This window comes from Microbacterium sp. ZOR0019 (assembly GCF_000800925.1).
Classification (GTDB): Bacteria; Actinomycetota; Actinomycetes; order Actinomycetales; family Microbacteriaceae; genus Microbacterium; species Microbacterium aurugineum.
On sequence record NZ_JRKC01000076.1, the window covers coordinates 19,604 to 35,993 of the forward strand.

General features: G+C 67.7%; 17 protein-coding genes. 12 read left to right on the forward strand and 5 right to left on the reverse strand.

The annotated features are described in order from the left end of the window. The first annotated feature begins 64 nt into the window (after positions 1–64). From groES to L978_RS15380, 3 genes are all read left to right on the forward strand, one after another. On the forward strand, positions 65–361 hold the full coding sequence (gene groES / locus L978_RS15370) for a co-chaperone GroES (protein WP_047524164.1): 297 nt from the start codon (positions 65–67) through the stop codon (positions 359–361). 110 nt (positions 362–471) lie between these two features. Beyond that, a complete protein-coding gene (gene rarD / locus L978_RS15375) occupies positions 472–1,404 on the forward strand; it encodes an EamA family transporter RarD (RefSeq protein WP_047524165.1) in 933 nt (310 codons plus the stop codon). A gap of 144 nt (positions 1,405–1,548) precedes the next feature. Then, entirely contained in the window at positions 1,549–2,802 is a 1,254-nt protein-coding gene (locus L978_RS15380; protein ID WP_047524166.1) for an ABC transporter substrate-binding protein, read from the forward strand. A 121-nt stretch (positions 2,803–2,923) separates the two neighbouring features. Here the strand turns inward: L978_RS15380 and L978_RS15385 are convergent, their stop codons facing one another. From L978_RS15385 to L978_RS15400, 4 genes are read right to left on the reverse strand one after another with little or no spacing between them, the layout of a single operon-like run. Then, the gene (locus L978_RS15385) at positions 2,924–3,691 is read right to left on the reverse strand and encodes an ABC transporter ATP-binding protein (RefSeq protein ID WP_047524167.1); all 768 of its coding nucleotides are present in this window, start codon (positions 3,689–3,691) and stop codon (positions 2,924–2,926) included. After that, positions 3,688–4,683, reverse strand: a complete 996-nt coding sequence (locus tag L978_RS15390) for an ABC transporter ATP-binding protein (RefSeq protein ID WP_052193800.1) — start codon at positions 4,681–4,683, stop codon at positions 3,688–3,690. Before L978_RS15390 ends, L978_RS15385 begins: the two co-directional genes overlap by 4 nt. After that, positions 4,673–5,650 (reverse strand): branched-chain amino acid ABC transporter permease, encoded by a 978-nt coding sequence (locus tag L978_RS15395; RefSeq protein WP_047524168.1) that lies wholly within the window; start codon positions 5,648–5,650, stop codon positions 4,673–4,675. The genes L978_RS15390 and L978_RS15395 overlap by 11 nt, the downstream gene beginning before the upstream one ends. 3 nt (positions 5,651–5,653) lie before the next feature. Then, on the reverse strand, positions 5,654–6,940 hold the full coding sequence (locus L978_RS15400; RefSeq protein ID WP_081997086.1) for a branched-chain amino acid ABC transporter permease: 1,287 nt from the start codon (positions 6,938–6,940) through the stop codon (positions 5,654–5,656). 319 nt (positions 6,941–7,259) lie between these two features. Here L978_RS15400 and guaB point away from each other — a divergent pair, with 319 nt between their 5' ends. Further along, positions 7,260–8,762: an IMP dehydrogenase gene (guaB, locus tag L978_RS15405; protein ID WP_047524169.1), complete on the forward strand. Its 1,503-nt coding sequence runs from the start codon at positions 7,260–7,262 to the stop codon at positions 8,760–8,762. A gap of 67 nt (positions 8,763–8,829) precedes the next feature. Here the strand turns inward: guaB and L978_RS15410 are convergent, their stop codons facing one another. Beyond that, positions 8,830–9,225: a hypothetical protein gene (locus tag L978_RS15410; RefSeq protein WP_153243676.1), complete on the reverse strand. Its 396-nt coding sequence runs from the start codon at positions 9,223–9,225 to the stop codon at positions 8,830–8,832. Between the two features lie 153 nt (positions 9,226–9,378). Here L978_RS15410 and L978_RS15415 point away from each other — a divergent pair, with 153 nt between their 5' ends. From L978_RS15415 to L978_RS15445, 8 genes are all read left to right on the forward strand, one after another. Next, positions 9,379–9,693, forward strand: a complete 315-nt coding sequence (locus tag L978_RS15415) for a DUF2277 domain-containing protein (RefSeq protein ID WP_047524170.1) — start codon at positions 9,379–9,381, stop codon at positions 9,691–9,693. A 143-nt stretch (positions 9,694–9,836) separates the two neighbouring features. Next, on the forward strand, positions 9,837–10,880 hold the full coding sequence (locus L978_RS15420) for a response regulator (protein WP_047524171.1): 1,044 nt from the start codon (positions 9,837–9,839) through the stop codon (positions 10,878–10,880). Further along, positions 10,880–11,869 carry an ATP-grasp domain-containing protein gene (locus L978_RS15425; RefSeq protein ID WP_047524172.1) on the forward strand — a complete coding sequence of 330 codons (990 nt, stop codon included), beginning with the start codon at positions 10,880–10,882 and terminating at the stop codon, positions 11,867–11,869. The genes L978_RS15420 and L978_RS15425 overlap by 1 nt, the downstream gene beginning before the upstream one ends. Further along, a complete protein-coding gene (locus L978_RS15430) occupies positions 11,866–12,582 on the forward strand; it encodes a PHP domain-containing protein (RefSeq protein ID WP_047524173.1) in 717 nt (238 codons plus the stop codon). The genes L978_RS15425 and L978_RS15430 overlap by 4 nt, the downstream gene beginning before the upstream one ends. Further along, positions 12,579–14,066, forward strand: a complete 1,488-nt coding sequence (locus L978_RS15435; RefSeq protein WP_047524174.1) for a glycosyltransferase family 2 protein — start codon at positions 12,579–12,581, stop codon at positions 14,064–14,066. The genes L978_RS15430 and L978_RS15435 overlap by 4 nt, the downstream gene beginning before the upstream one ends. Beyond that, positions 14,063–14,206: a hypothetical protein gene (locus tag L978_RS19010; RefSeq protein WP_197055675.1), complete on the forward strand. Its 144-nt coding sequence runs from the start codon at positions 14,063–14,065 to the stop codon at positions 14,204–14,206. Before L978_RS15435 ends, L978_RS19010 begins: the two co-directional genes overlap by 4 nt. After that, a complete protein-coding gene (locus tag L978_RS15440; RefSeq protein WP_047524175.1) occupies positions 14,203–14,550 on the forward strand; it encodes a response regulator in 348 nt (115 codons plus the stop codon). The genes L978_RS19010 and L978_RS15440 overlap by 4 nt, the downstream gene beginning before the upstream one ends. Further along, entirely contained in the window at positions 14,547–16,352 is a 1,806-nt protein-coding gene (locus tag L978_RS15445) for a sensor histidine kinase (RefSeq protein WP_047524176.1), read from the forward strand. Before L978_RS15440 ends, L978_RS15445 begins: the two co-directional genes overlap by 4 nt. Positions 16,353–16,390: the final 38 nt, after the last annotated feature.

Here is a 16,390-nt window from a genome sequence, read left to right on the forward strand (position 1 = left end):
GCACTCTCGGGTTGAGAGTGCGAACAAGTCTTTCGTGTCAGCGTCAAGAAAGAAGAGGTAGACCGTGTCGGTTTCCATCAAGCCGCTCGAGGACCGGATCGTCATCAAGCAGGTCGAGGCCGAGCAGACCACCGCGAGTGGCCTGGTCATCCCCGACACCGCCAAGGAGAAGCCCCAGGAGGGCGAGGTCGTGGCGGTCGGCCCCGGCCGTATCGACGACAACGGCAACCGTGTTCCGATCGACGTCGCCGTCGGCGACCGCGTGCTCTACAGCAAGTACGGCGGCACCGAGGTGAAGTTCGGCGCAGACGAGTTCCTCGTCCTGTCCGCTCGCGACGTCCTGGCGGTCGTCGTCCGCTGATCTGCGGAACCTGATCCGGCCCCTCCGCGGGGCAGGGTCGAGGTCCTCGAAGGGGCCCGGATGCTTCGGCATCCGGGCCCCTTCTGCATTCCCGGCGCTAGTGTTGTGCGGTGACCCCTGAGACGACCCGCGCCACCCGGACCGCGGGGGTCGCGTACGCCGGAGCCGCCTACCTGCTCTGGGGCGTGCTTCCGCTCTACTTCCTCCTGCTCGCGCCGACCGGGCCGTGGGAGGTCGTCGCCTGGCGGGTGCTGCTGTCGTTCATGTTCTGCCTCCTGCTGCTCACCGTCACCCGCGGGTGGGCCGCGTTCCGAGCGATCCTCCGGCAGCCCCGGCTGCTCGGCTGGACGGCGCTCGCCGGGCTCCTGATCTACGTCAACTGGCAGGTGTTCCTCATCGGAACCCTCAGCGACAACGTGATCGAGACGAGCCTGGGCTACTTCATCAATCCGATCACCACGGTGCTGCTCGGGGTCTTCGTCTTGAAGGAACGCATCCGCCGGCTGCAGTGGGCCGCGATCGCCATCGCCGCGATCGCCGTCGTCGTGATCATCGTGGCCTACCGTGCCTTCCCGTGGATCGCGCTCTCGCTGACCGCATCCTTCGGTATCTACGGACTCATCAAGAAGAAGATCGGTCCGGCGGTCGATGCCGTCAGCGGGCTCACCCTCGAGTCGTTCTGGCTGATCCCGATCGCCGTCGCGCAACTGATCGTGGTGTCGATGACCCCGGCGGGCATCACGATGGGCGCGAACGGAGGGGTGCACGCTCTGCTGCTGGCGTTCGCGGGAGTCGCGACGGCGGTACCGCTGCTGTTGTTCGCCGCGGGAACCCGGCGGATCAACCTCACGGTGATCGGCATGATCCAGTTCATCACCCCGGTGATGCAGTTCCTCATCGGCGCCGTCGTCCTGCACGAGCCGATGCCGCCGGAGCGCTGGGCGGGATTCATCCTCGTCTGGATCGCCATCGCCGTGTTCCTCGTCGATCTGCTGCTCGCCGGGCGCCGCGGCCGTCGGATCGCCGCGACCGAACTCGTCTGAACCCGGGTCTCTTCTCCGCCCGAACCCGGTCTCGGATCGTTAACGCACCGAGATACTTGCGATCCCTGCGCGCGCGTATCACGGCCTAGTGTTAGAGCACCCGCCTGTGGTCACAATCCACGTTCAGTTACGCAAGGGAGCATCATGAACGCACTGAAGGGCTCGCGCACCGCGAAGGTCTTCGCCGGGATCGCTTTGATCAGCGCATCCGCCATCGTCGTCGCCGGCTGCAGCAGCACGCCGAACGCCGAGCCGAGCGAGGGTGGTGAGAAGCCGGCCGTCGATCTGACGCTCAAGCTCGGCTCGCTCCTGCCCGCGACCGGTTCGCTCGCGTTCCTCGGCGCTCCGATGGAGGCCGGTGTCCAGCTGGCCGTCAACCAGATCAACGAGGCCGACGCCGGCGTGACCATCGACCTCACCACCGCCGACGAGGGCGACCTCGACAACAAGGCGTATGAGACCTCGATCACCAACCTGCAGAACGCCGGCATCACGGCCATGGTCGGTGCCGCATCGTCGAGCGTCACCAAGCTCATCCTCGACGGCAACGCCGGTGCGGGCATCCTCACCGTCTCGCCGTCGAACACGTCCCCGGACTTCACGGGCATCAACCCGCTGTACTTCCGCACGGCGCCGAGCGACAACCTCCAGGGCGAGGTCCTCGGCAACGAGATCGCCGAGGACGGTCACAAGACGCTCGGCATCATCTACCAGAACGACCCGTACGGCACCGGTCTCTTCGAAGCCATCAAGGCGACGTTCGAGAGCACCGGCGGCGAGGTCGTCGCGGATGCGTCCTACAACCAGGGCGACGGCCAGTTCAACGCGCAGGTCTCGGAGATCGCTGCCGCGAACCCCGACGCCGTGGCCGTCGTGTCGTACGACCAGTTCGCGACCATCGCGCCGCTCCTCGGCAACGCCGGGGTCGACACCGGGTCGCTGTACCTCGTCGACGGCAACCTCAAGGACTGGGGCACCGACATCCCGGTCAGCCTCGAGGGCTCGAAGGGCACCCGCGCCGGCGCCGAGCTGCCGCAGGACTTCCTCGACCAGCTGAACGAGGTCTGGACGGCTGACGGCAACGACCCGATCGACGCCGTGACGTACTCCGCCGAGGCGTACGACGCCGTGGTCCTGATGGCGCTGTCGGCTCTGGCCGCCGGCTCGGTCGAGGGTGCGGACATGGCGGAGCAGATGCGCACCGTCTCCGGTGGCGACGGCGATGGCGAGAAGTGCTCCACGTTCGCGGAGTGCGCCGACATCATCAACGGCGGCGGCACGGCGGACTACGACGGCCTCTCGGGCGAGATCACGTTCGACGAGAACAACGACCCGAAGGGCGCCGCGATCGGCGTCTACGAGTTCGACGCCGACAACGTCACCTCGCGCATCAAGTAATCGCACACAGGAAGGCCCCGGATGCACACCATCCGGGGCCTTCTTCTGTGCGGTCACCCTGCTCCGGTCGCAAAAAGGCTCGGTATCCACGCGGATACCGAGCCTTTTCGCGACCGGAACGTCAGGCGGCGTCGGTCCCGAGCGTCCCCAGGTAGAGGCCGATGACCTTCGGATCGTTCAACAGCTCGCGACCGGAACCCTCGTAGGCGTCCTTGCCCTGATCGAGCACGTAGCCGCGGTCGCAGATCTGCAGGCAGCGCCGGGCGTTCTGCTCCACCATGATCGTCGTCACGCCGGCCTTGTTGATGTCGGAGACCCGGATGAAGGCATCGTCCTGCCGCACGGGGGAGAGGCCGGCCGACGGCTCGTCGAGCAGCAGCACGGAGGGGTCCATCATGAGCGCCCGGGACATCGCGACCATCTGCCGCTCACCGCCCGAGAGCGACCCGGCGCGCTGTTTGAGTCGCTTGCCCAGCTCGGCGAAGATGCTGCTCACGAACTCGAGGCGCTCGGCGAAGATCTTCGGGTTCTGGTAGAGCCCCATCTCCAGGTTCTCCTGGATCGTGAGCGAGGGGAACACGTTGTTCGTCTGCGGCACGAAGGCCACACCGCGGCGGACGAGCTTGTCGGCCTTGAGGCCCACGATGCTCTCGCCCTTCACCGTGACGTCGCCCGAGCGGATCTCGACCATGCCGAAGATCGCCTTGAGCAGGGTGGACTTGCCGGCGCCGTTCGGTCCGATGATGCCGATCAACTCGCCCTTGTGGGCCACGAGGTTGGCTCCGTTGAGGATGTTCACTCCCGGCAGGTAGCCGGCGTGTACATCGGTCAGCTCGACGATGACGTCGTCGTTCTTGATCTCGTTGCGTTCGACGGGGGCGTCGGTCATGACTTCTTCTCCTCGATGTCCTCGGCCTCTTCTTCGGCCTCGACCTCGGTCTCGATCTTCTCCCGGATGCGGATCGCGTCCTCCTCCGAGATCACGGGGAGGCGACCGGTGACGGCACCGAGATCGAGATCCTGGTGCGCCCCGAGGTAGGCGTCCACGACGGCGGGGTCCTCCATGACCTGGTCGGGCGGCCCCTCGGCCACGACCCGCCCCTCGGCCATCACGACCACCCAGTCGGCGATGTGCCGGACCATGTGCATGTCGTGCTCGACGAACAGCACGGTCATCCCCTGCTCCTTGAGGTCGAGGATGTGCTCGAGCAAGGACTGTGTGAGGGCGGGATTGACGCCGGCCATCGGCTCATCGAGCATGACCAGGGTCGGATCGCTCATGAGGGCGCGGGCCATCTCGAGGAGCTTGCGCTGACCGCCCGAGAGCGATGCCGCGAAGTCCTGCTCCTTGGCATCGAGCTTGAAGCGGGTGAGGAGCTCGTGTGCGCGCGCCTCGATCTCCTGGTCCTGCGTGCGCCAGAGGAAGGGGAACAGCCCCGCCCAGAACCCTTCGCCGCGCTGGTCCTTCGCGCCGAGTTTCATGTTCTCGAGCACGGTGAGCAGCGACAGTGACTTGGTCAGCTGGAACGTGCGCACCTGTCCCATCCTTGCCACCTTGAAGGAGGGGATGCCCGAGAGGTTCTTGCCGTCGAACGACCAGGTGCCGGCGTTCGGCTTGTCGAAGCCGCACAGCAGGTTGAACAGGGTCGTCTTCCCGGCACCGTTCGGACCGATCAGGGCGGTGATCGCCCCGCGAGGGATCTCCAGGTGATCGACGTCGACCGCGGTGAGGCCGCCGAAGCGGCGCTCCACGGCATCGGCGATGAGGATCGGGTCGACCTTCTTGACCCCGGGGGCTGCGGGACCGGCGGCGAGACCGCCGGTCTTGGCGCGGGGTGTGGTCTTCGCGGGCGTGACCGCCGCGTCGTCGTTACTTGACAAAGGTCATCTCCCTCTTGTTTCCGAGGATGCCCTGGGGGCGGAAAATGACGATCAGCATCAGAACGACACCGATCACGATGTACCGCACGACGTCGGCTTGCGCGCTGGACATCGGGAGGTAGCCGGCGTTCGCCATCGCGGGGAGGAGCGCGCCGAGGAAGGCGAACACCACCCAGAACAGCACGGCGCCGAGTGTGGGTCCGAGCACGGTCGCCGCACCTCCGAGGAGGAGGATCGTCCACAGGAAGAACGTCAGCGACGTGGAGTAGCTGCCGGGGATCACCGCGGACGGCAGGATGAACACGACGCCTCCGAGGGCGCCGATCACACCACCCACCACGAGGGCCTGCATCTTGTAGGCGAAGACGTTCTTGCCGAGCGAGCGCACCGCGTCCTCATCCTCGCGGATGCCCTTGAGCACACGACCCCACGGGCTGCGCATGAGAGCCCACACCACGAGCACCGCCACTGCGAGGCTGATCACACCGACGACTCGGACCCAGAGGTCCGTCGCGTTGTAGGTCCACGGTCCGAAGCCGTAGGTGCCGGGAGGGAACGGGTTCGCATCGCGGAAGCTCTGGTGATAGCCCGAGAGTCCGCCCGCCGAGTTGGTCCAGTCCTTGAACAGCTCGGTCACGAACAGCAGGCGCACCACCTCGGCGGTCGCGATGGTCGCGATGGCCAGATAGTCGGCGCGCAGACGGAGGGTGGGGATACCGAGCACGAGAGCGAACACCGCCCCGCCGAGCAGGCCGACCAGAAGCGCCGCCCACCAGGGGAAGCCGAACGTCAGGATCGAGATCGCATAGCCGTAGGCGCCGATGGCCATGAAGGCCGCCATGCCGAAGTTGAGCAGTCCGGTGTATCCGAAGTGCACGGCGAGGCCCGTTGCCGCGAGCGCGTAGGCGATCGTCGTCGGGCTGAAGAGATAGGAGGCGGTGTTGCCGAAAATACTGCCGAAGTCCATGCGTCAGCCCAACCTTTCCTTGCGCCCGAGGATGCCCTGCGGTCGCACCAGCAGGATCACGATCAGTGCGACCAGTGCTGTCGCGTACTTGAGGTCTGTCGGTACGCCGAACAAGGTCGACACCTCGACCGCGAGGCCGACGATGATCGAGCCGATCAGGGCGCCGATCGCGGAGCCGAGACCGCCGAGCGTGATCGCACAGAACATCAGCAGCAGCATCTGCATACCCATGTCCCACTTGACCCCGGGGCGGAAGTACGCCCACAGGATGCCGGAGATCGCCGCGAGCGTGCCGGCCAGGATCCACACCGTGCGGATCACCTTGTCGACGTCGATGCCCGATGCGGCGGCCAGCTGCGGGTTGTCCGAGATCGCTCGGGTCGCCTTTCCGGTGCGGGTCCTGGTGAGGAAGAAGGCCACGCCGAGGATCACGATGATGCTCGTCGCCATCGCGATCATGTCGATGTAGGAGAGCGAGATGGGCCCGAGCTTGATCGGCTCGGGACTCGCGCCCGGCAGCTGGTAGGTGCTCCCGCCGATCATGTACTGCATGCCGTAGCGCAGGGCGAGGGAGAGGCCGATGCTCACGATCATCAGTTGGACGACACCCAGGCCTCGGCGGCGCAGAGGCTTCCAGATCCCCGCATCCAGGGCCCAGCCGAGTGCCGCACCGCCCACGACCGCGGCGAGGATGCCGAGCCAGGGCGGAAGGTTCCAGAACGTGGTGAAGAGCAGCATGACCACCGCGCCCCACGTGACCATCTCACCGTGGGCGAAGTTCGACAGGCGGGTGGTCCCGTAGATCAGCGCGGCGCCCATGGAGGCGAGGCCGAGCAGGAGACCGAAGTTCAGTCCGCCCACCATGCGCGAGAGGAGCTGATCGAGGAAGGAGACCGTCACCCGTTCGCCGGCACCGAGGAAGAAGTTGACGATCTTGGTCCCGGTGAGGCCGAACTCGAGCTCGAACGATGCCGTCGTCCCCGACACGGGCTGGATGCCTTCGGGGAGCTGGGTCGCGTCGACGATCACTCCGTCCGGAAGCGTGGATTCGTCGACCGTGAGGGTGTACGTCTCCTTCTCGGGCACGTACAGGCGCCACTTGCCCTCGGCGTCGGTCTCGGTCTCGGCCTCGAAGCCGTTGCCCTCGATGGACATGACGACGCCTTCGACGGGCTCGTCCGCGTTGGTGACGACGCCGGCGAAGTAGAAGTCGGTGATCTCCTGTCCGTCGTCCGTCGTCTCGGCCGAGGCCGATGAAGGGGGCAGGAGCAAGACGGCGCTGAGCGCCATGAGGATACCGAGGAAGGCGACCAGCCAGGGGCGCTTTCGATGCACGGCGATTGTTGTGGGTCCCACGCAACCTCCACTTTGAGTGCTGTGTCTCCGCGGTGTCGGGTTCGACCGCGGGGATGGACGACGCACTTGAGCGTAATGCGCGATCGGCGAATCACCTACCGTCGGGGCCAACGGTCCGGTAACGACCGGGATCTGGGAATGTTCTCGGGCGTGTCTCGCTTAGAATCTTCATACGGGCCGCTGCCCCGCGAACGGCCGACGTCGACCACCCCCTCGCACTCGGACATGCGCGACACGCGCAGAAGGAGACTCCATGGAACAGCACGATCCCTTCGGCTTCGTCGGACTGACGTACGATGACGTGCTGCTCCTGCCCGGGCACACCGACGTGATCCCCAGCGAGGCGGACACCTCGTCGAGGATCACGCGGCGCATCTCGGTCGCCACCCCGCTGCTGTCGAGCGCGATGGACACCGTGACGGAGTCGCGCATGGCGATCGCGATGGCGCGTGAGGGCGGCATCGGCATCCTCCACCGCAACCTCTCCATCGCGGATCAGGCCGCGCACGTCGACCGCGTCAAGCGCAGCGAGTCGGGCATGATCACCGACCCCATCACGACCACGCAGGACGCCACGGTCGAAGAGGTCGACAACCTGTGCGCGAAGTACCGCATCTCGGGTCTTCCCGTCGTCGACGACGAGGGCAAGCTCGTCGGCATCATCACCAACCGCGACATGCGCTTCGTCTCCGGCTTCGAGCGTCAGAGCACCTTCGTCAAAGACGTCATGACGCGGGAGAACCTCGTGACCGCTCCGGTCGGCGTCGCCGCCGGCGAGGTCATCGCCCTGTTCGCCAAGCACCGTGTCGAGAAGCTGCCGCTGATCGACGGCGACGGCAAGCTCGCAGGGCTGATCACCATCAAGGACTTCGACAAGAGCGAGAAGTACCCGCTCGCGACCAAGGACGACCAGGGGCGACTCCGCGTCGGTGCGGCCATCGGCTTCTTCGGAGACGCGTGGGAGCGCGCGGAGGCGCTGCGTGACGCGGGGGTCGACGTGCTGGTCGTCGATACCGCCAACGGACAGTCCCAGGGCGTGATCGACCTCGTTCGCCGCCTGAAGGCCGACGCATCGTTCGAGCACATCGACGTCATCGGCGGGAACGTGGCGACCCGGGAAGGCGCGCAGGCTCTGGTCGACGCCGGCGTCGACGCGGTGAAGGTCGGCGTCGGACCCGGATCCATCTGCACCACGCGCGTCGTCGCGGGCGTGGGCGTGCCCCAGGTCACGGCCGTCTACGAGGCGTCGCTCGCCGCTCGTCCCGCCGGTGTCCCGGTGATCGCCGACGGTGGTCTGCAGTACTCGGGCGACATCGCGAAGGCCCTCGTCGCCGGCGCCGATGCGGTGATGCTCGGTTCGCTCCTGGCCGGCACCGACGAGTCCCCCGGCGAGATCGTCTTCCAATCGGGCAAGCAGTTCAAGCAGTATCGCGGCATGGGCTCGCTGGGTGCGATGCAGACGCGCGGCAAGCAGACCTCGTACTCCAAGGACCGCTACTTCCAGGCCGATGTCCCGAGCGACGACAAGCTGATCCCGGAGGGCATCGAAGGGCAGGTCCCGTATCGCGGGCCGCTCGCCGCCGTGGCATATCAGCTGGTCGGAGGCCTCCGGCAGTCGATGTTCTACGTCGGCGCGCGCACCATCGAAGAGCTCAAGACGCGGGGCAAGTTCGTCCGCATCACCTCGGCGGGGCTCAAGGAGTCGCACCCGCACGACGTGCAGATCGTGGTCGAAGCACCGAACTACAAGAAGTAACCCCTGCAGACGAGGAGGGACCGGATACCGCGGTATCCGGTCCCTCCTCGTCGTGGTGTACCCGCGGTCAGCCGCAGGTGTAGGTCACGCCGCCGACCTCCCACACGCCGGGACCGAGGTCGGCGCACATGCCGATGAGTCCGGCGAAGACGGTGACGACGAGGATGATCGCGACGATCTCCAGGATCGTGATGATCGCGCCGACGATGATGCCCGCGATGGCGAGCCCCTTGGGCTGACCGGCCTTGCCGAGCTTCACGGCGGCCACGATGCTGATGATCAGGCCGACGGGCGCCATGAGGAATGCGAGGACCAGTCCGACGATCGACAGCACCCGGCCCGGCGGAGTAGGCGTGGGCTGCGAGTAGGCAGGAGCGGGAGCAGCCGGGTAGCCGCCTCCCGGGGCGGCCGGGGCGCCGGAGCCGGGGGTCGGCTGCTCAGGGTATGGCGGGGGATTCGTCATGCGCTGTCCTGTCTCTGGGGGTACGAGGATTGTGCCCGGCGGCTCCGGACGCCCCGAGCGTAGCGAAGCGTCGGCGCCCGCACCATCCCCTCCGGACGCGGCACGGTCGCACGGACTCTTCCGCCGACGCGGCCCCAGGCGTAGCGTGCGGGTATGTGCCGAAACATCGTCCCGCTCAACAACCTCGAGCCTGCCGCGACCGACGACGAGTGCCACGACGCAGCCCTGCAGTTCGTGCGCAAGATCGCCGGGACGACGGCACCGTCCCGTGCCAATCGAGCCGTGTTCGATCGCGCTGTCACCGAGATCGCTCAGGCGACCCGGGTGCTCCTGGACGAGCTCGTCACGACGGCGCCCCCGAAGAACCGCGACGAGGAGGCGGCCAAGCGTCGGGCTCGGTCCGCAGAGCGCTACGAGGCGATCCGGGTGTATCAGCAGGAGAAGCGCGCGGCACGTGCGACCTCGTGAGAACGAAGTCGCGGGGAAGACGGCCGTGTATGCCAGAATCGACATACCCCGCTCGACTTTCCCGGCGGTTCCGGTGATGAAGGCACCGAGATCGCAGGCCGATCCCCATCGGTCAGGGAACCTCCCCAAGGAGAGCTGTATCCATGCCTGAGGATTCTCCTCGCGTTCTCGTCGTCGATGACGATCCGGACGTCGCCCTGCTCGTGAAGACCGTGCTCGAGCGGCGGGCGGGCTGCATCGTCGATGTCGCGGAAGACGGTCAGGTCGCCGTCGAGCGCGTCGGGGCGCAGCGCCCCGACGTCGTCGTGACCGACATCGAGATGCCGGGGCTGAGCGGCCTGGAGTTGCTGGCCGAGCTGCGTCGAACGGTTCCGACCGTGCCCGTGCTGGTGATGACGGCCCACGTCTCCGTCGAGTACGCGGTCTCCGCGCTGCGTGCGCAGGCGGACGAGTTCCTCACGAAACCGCTCGACAACGCCAAACTCGTCGAGTCCGTCACTCGGCTGATCGAGGAGGGGCGTCGGCGCCGGGAGGGGGCCCGCCAACCGGAACGGGTGCTCGCGATCGGCGCGCACCCCGATGACGTGGAGATCGGCGTCGGCGGACTTCTCGCTGCCCACGCCAGGGCGGGCGACGAGATCACGATCCTCACCCTCTCCCGCGGTGCCAGAGGCGGTGACGCCGACAGCCGACAGGACGAGTCGCTGGCCGCGGCCGAGTTGCTCGGCGCCCGGCTCTTCCTCAAGGACCTCGTCGACACCGAGATCCCCGGCGGCGGATCGACCGTGCGCCTCATCGAAGAGGTGGTGCAGGAGATCCGCCCCACCATCGTCTACACGCATTCGGGTCACGACAGGCACCAGGATCACCGGGCCGTGAGTGAGGCCACGATCGTGGCCACCCGGCGCGTCGGCACGGTCGCCTGCTACCAGAGCCCGTCGTCGACGATCGACTTCCGCCCTACGCGGTTCGTGCGGATCGACCAGTACCTGGACGAGAAGCTCCGGCTCCTGGAGAGCTTCCACTCGCAGACCGCGAGCCGGGAGTACCTCGCACCCGAGTTCGTCACGGCGACCGCACGATACTGGTCGCGGTTCGGGGGTGGGACAGCCGTCGAACCCCTCGAGGTCGTGCGTGAGACGGCGGAGTTCATCGGTGCCCACGAACTCAGCCGACGGGAGAACTGATGACGACGCGCGTACTGGTGACCGGCGCGGGAGGTCCGGCAGGTGTGGCCGTGATCCGCTCCCTCCTCCGCCGAGCCGATCTGACCGTGTTCGCCGCCGACATGGACGGGTGGGCGAGCGGCATCTATCTGGTGCCTCCGGCGCAGCGTCGTCTGGTGCCACCGGGGCGGGACGTGGACTTCGTGCCGGCCATCGCGCGGATGGTCGAAGCCGACGCCCTCGACCTCGTGATCTCCACGGTGGATGTCGAGCTCATCGCCCTCGCCGGACGACGGGACGAGCTGGCCCCCGCGGTCCTGGCCGCGCCCTCGGCGGACACGTTGAACACCGCGCTCGACAAGCTCGCCCTCGCCGAGCGATGCGCCCCGACCGGTCGCACGCCCCGCACGGTCCTCGCCGGCCCCGAGGCGGAGGCCGTCGACTGGGAGTTCCCGGTCTTCGCCAAGCCTCGCCAGGGTGCGGGAAGCCGTGGCGTCCGACTCGTGCCGGATCGTGCCGCCCTCGAGGCGCTGCCCACGGACGAAGGCCTGATCGTGCAGGACTTTCTCCCGGGGGAGGAGTACTCGGTCGACGTCATCGCCGATGCTGCGGGTGCCGTGGTCGCCGCCGTGCCGCGCACCCGTGCCAGGGTCGACTCGGGGGTCGCGATCGCCGGACGCACCGTGCGTGACCCCGAACTCGAGGAGACCGCCGCATCGATCGCGCGGGCCATCGGACTCGTGGGCGTCGCGAACGTGCAGCTGCGTCGTGACCGCGCCGGTCGTGCCGTGCTGCTCGAGGTCAACCCGCGCTTCCCCGGGGCTCTGCCGCTCACGATCGCGGCCGGGGTCGACATCCCGTCGCTCGTCGCGGATCTGTTCCTGGGGCGTGAGCTGCCGGTGAACATCCCGTTCCGTGAGGTCGCTTCGGTGCGCTTCCTGGAAGACGTGATCGTCGAGGTCGAGGACGTGCTGGTCTCCGACCACGCGGGGCACCAGGAGGAGCTGTGAGCCACCCCCTGCTTCGCGGCGATCACCACGTCCATTCGACCTTCTCCGACGACGCCGTCTCGACGCTCTCCGAGAATGTCGAGGCCGCGGCGGCGGCGGGCCTGAGCACGGTGCGGTTGGTCGACCATGTGCGTGAGAGCACCACCTGGGTGCCCGAGTACCTCTCCGCCGTGCGCGCTCTCCGGGTGCCGGACGGGCTCGTGGTGCTCACCGGTGTGGAAGCGAAGATCCTCGACAGCTCCGGATCCCTCGACATCCCGGCTCTGCCGGACGGCATCGACCGGATCCTGATCGCCGACCATCAGTACCCCGGTGTCGACGGTCCGCTCGGCCCGTCCGTCGTGCGCGAGCGGATCGCCGCAGGGTGGGCGGTGGACGATGTGCTCGACCAGCTCGTGAACGCCCTGATCGCCACGATGCGCCGGTACCCGGGCAACCAGCTCGCGCACTGCTTCTCCCTCCTGCCCAAGATCGGGCTGTCCGAGCAGGATCTCGGGGCGGAGCGGACGCAGGCCTGGGCACGTGCCGCCGTCGAGACCGGGACACGGGTGGAGGTCAACGAGAAATGGGCGTGCCCCGGGCCTGAAGCGCTGTCGGCCCTGCAACGGGCGGGTGGAGAGCTCGTCGCCTCCACGGACAGTCATGAAGCGGCGGATGTCGGCCGATACTCCCGTGTGATCCCGCTGCTCGACGCGATCGAGGCCTCGTCATGACGGATCTGACCTGGCTCCAGACAGTCGTCGTCGTCCTCCTCCTGCTCTGCGTGCTGGTCGGCACGCTACCCGTCGTCAACACGGGGTTGCAGTTCCTCGTGCTGCCACTGCACGCGTTCCGCAACCATTACGGCAAGGCGGCCCCGTATCACCCGAACGTCGCGGTCATCATCCCGGCATGGAACGAGGGGCTCGTCATCGGCCCCGCCATCGAACGGCTGCTCCAGCTGGAGTACCCCGGCGAGCGACTGAGGATCTTCGTCGTCGACGATGCGTCCACGGACGACACACCCACCATCGTCGCCGCGAAGGCGGCAGCACATCCTGGACGCGTCGTGCACCTGCGGCGCGAGAAGGGCGGCGAAGGCAAGGCCCACACGCTCAACCACGGACTCGAGATCGCGCTCGCGGACGAGTGGACCGAAGCCGTGCTCATCATGGATGCGGACGTCATCTTCGCACGCGACTCCCTCCGCAAGCTCAGCCGGCATCTCGCCGACGACGAAGTCGGTGCCGCGACCGCCTACATCGCCGAGGGCAGCCGCGACCGAAACTACCTCACGCGCTTCATCGCGATCGAGTACGTGATCGGGCAGCTCTCCGCGCGCCGGGTGCAGAACGTCGGCGGCGCGATCGCGTGCCTCGCCGGCGGGGCGCAGCTGCATTCCCGCGCGAACCTCGAGGCGATCGGCGGACGCATCCCGACGGGGACCCTCGCAGAAGACACCATGACCACGTTCGAAGGTCAGCTCAAGGGGCGGCGCATGGTCTTCGAGCCGCACGCCGTCGTGCTGGCCGAAGAGCCGCGGACGATCGACAGCCTGTGGAAGCAGCGCCTGCGCTGGGCGCGGGGCAACGTGCAGCTGACATCGATCTACCGGAAGCTGTGGTTCCGTCCGAGCCCCACCCATCGCCTGGGGAGCTTCTCATTCGGTCTGGCCTGGTTCACGATCCTGCTGCTGCCGGCGTTCATGCTCCTCGCCGCGGCGGGAATGCTCGCGCTGCTGGTCCTGCACAGCGACATCGCCGAGTTCGTGTTCCGCTTCATGTGGATCTCGGCGGCCTGCATCTATCTCTTCTCGATACTCTTCTCCGTGCAGCTCGACCCGCGAACGGGGAGGCATTCCTGGCGTGAGGCGATCATGTTCCCCGGGCTCGGGGCGCTCCTCCTCATGGCCATCGCCCTCTTCCCGTGGCTGTTCCAGGCGCTTCTGCAGGCGCTCGGCCAGCGCGCCACCGAGCAGACGTTGTTCACCTGGGCGGTGATCTTCTATCTGTGGGGTCCGATCTCGATGCTGGGGATCTGGCTCGCCCGCGCGGTGGAACCGCTCCCTGCCGGCCGCTTCTTCGCCGGCCTGCTGCTGTACGTCTGCGGCTACGGGTCCCTGCTCTGCGCCATCACGGTGGATTCGTACATCAAAGAATGGCGTCGCGCCGACGCCTCCTGGATCAAGACCGAGAAGATCGGACGTGTGGACTCATGACCGCAGCACCGTCACACGACACCGAAGCGGAGGAGATCGCCGAGGATGCGCGCCGCGAGCGGCGACTGATCCCGCAGGCGATCATCGCTCTCGTCGTCGTCGCCGCCGTGGTCATCGTGCGAGAGCTGTTCCTTCGATGACCGGGAGGCCGTTGGCCCTGGTCGTGGAAGACGCCCCCGATCAGGCGGCGCTGCTGCGCCGCTATCTCGATCGCGAGGGCTTCGACGTGTTCATCGCCCGCGACGCCGAGTCGGCGATCGCCGCCTTCGATGAGATCGATCCGGTCCTGGCGGTGCTCGACCTGCTTCTGCCCGGGATCTCGGGGCAGGAGTGCGCGCGTCTGGTACAGGACCGGTTCCCTCGCTGCTTCCTCGTGATCAGCTCGGTGCTCGACGCGGCCGACTACCCGCCGGCGGATGCCGCCCTGCCGAAGCCCATCACCGGGGCCGACCTGCACGCCATCGTGGGGCGGGTCGAGCGATGAGGGCCACGCCGCTCGACCGGGCCGAGAACCGGTGGTATCGGATCTTCGACGACCCGAGCCCGTTGCTCAAGCAGGCACCGACGGTCATCGCAGCCGTCCTCGCGGGGCTGCTCACCTGGTGGGTGCCGGACCTGCCGGTCACTCATGCCGCGTCGGCGGTCGGCGGTATCGCTCTGGTTCTCGGGGCCACCGTCCTCGCCGCGGTGCTCACCGCACGGGGGATCCACGATGGGTGGGCCGTCCTGCTCATCCCGATCCTCGACATCGTCGGTCTCGGCCTCTTTCGCACCGGCACGGGAGGCCCCGGTGCTCTCTTCTCCGCTCTCATCCTCCTTCCCGTGGTCTGGTTGGCGGCGGCACCCGGCATCCGCTGGGTCTTCGTGGTCGCAGGCCTCACCTGCGTCGCGCTGCTCATGCCGTATCTGACCGATCCACCCCACACCTCGACCGAGTGGCTCCGTGGTGTCGTCGCCCCTCTGGTCTTCGCCGCGGTGGCGGCGGTCATCAACCAGCTCTCCCGACAGCAGCGTCTGCGCATCGAGCAGGCGGAGGAACTGGTGGCCGAGCGCACCAAGGCGCTGTCGGAGAACGTCGCGATGATCGTGCAGCTGCGCGACAAGGAGCGCCAGTACCGCGAGCTCCTGGATACGTTCGAGAGCGTCTGGTCGTCGATCACCGCGCAGGCCGTGATCGTCACGACGCGCGCGGGTGTCGTCACGGCCTGGAACCCCGGGGCCGAGCGCCTGCTGGGGCTCTCGGCCGGTGAGGCGCTGAAAGATGTGCGCATCGACCGCTTCTTCTCCACCGCCGTCCTGTCGATGCTGGCGGCGGAGCACGCCGACCGCCTGCAGCCGTCCGATGACCGCCGCTCGGGGGAGAACGAGCTCTCGCCGGGGATCCAGGCCTTGTTCGCGCAGGCCGATGCAGGACTCACGGTCGACGGTGACATCGAGGTGACGACCGCGGGCGGCACGACCGTTCCCGCCCGCGTGACCGTGAGCCCCCACAAGGACGGCGCCGGTGCGCAGCAGGGCTACCTGTTCGTGCTCACCGACGAGACCAGGGCGGTCGAGGTCGCCCGGATGAAGGACGAGTTCGTCGGGATGATCTCGCACGAGCTGCGCACCCCGCTCAGCGCCATCATCGGATTCCTCGATCTGCTCCAGAACGATCCCGGTCAGCCGCTCACCGGCGACCAGCAGGAGTTCGTGTCCATCATCGAGCGCAATGCGCAGCGCCTGCTCAACCTCGTCGGCGACCTCCTCTTCACCGCACAGGTGGAATCCGGGCGGTTCCCGCTCGATCGCGAGGAGGCCGATGTCGCCGAGCTCGTCCGTTCGGCGGTGGTGTCGGCGGGCCCGCACGCGCAACGAGAGGGTATCGAGATCGACGCCGAGGTCGGCCCTGACCCGGTCCGCCTCGTGGTCGACTCCGGAAGGATCGGCCAGGCGCTCGACAACCTCCTCTCCAACGCCATCAAGTTCACGCCGAGCGGTGGTCGGGTCACGGCGCGGGTGCGCCTGGTGGACGGGGGAGTGGAGCTCTCGGTCAGGGACACCGGGGTCGGGATCCCCGAGAACGAGCAGGGGATGCTGTTCACGCGCTTCTTCCGCGCGTCGACCGCGACACGCAATGCCGTACCGGGGGTGGGGCTCGGACTCACGATCACGCGAGCGATCGTCCTGGCGCACGGCGGCACCATGGACGTCACGAGTCAGGAGGGCGTCGGCACCGAGTTCCGGTTCGTCCTCCCCGTCGCCCCTCGCACCGAAGCGCTCACGGGCCTGGGTCACGTCGACTGACGCGGCCGGCCGCGGTTCGTGCCCGGCCGCTCGCGCTG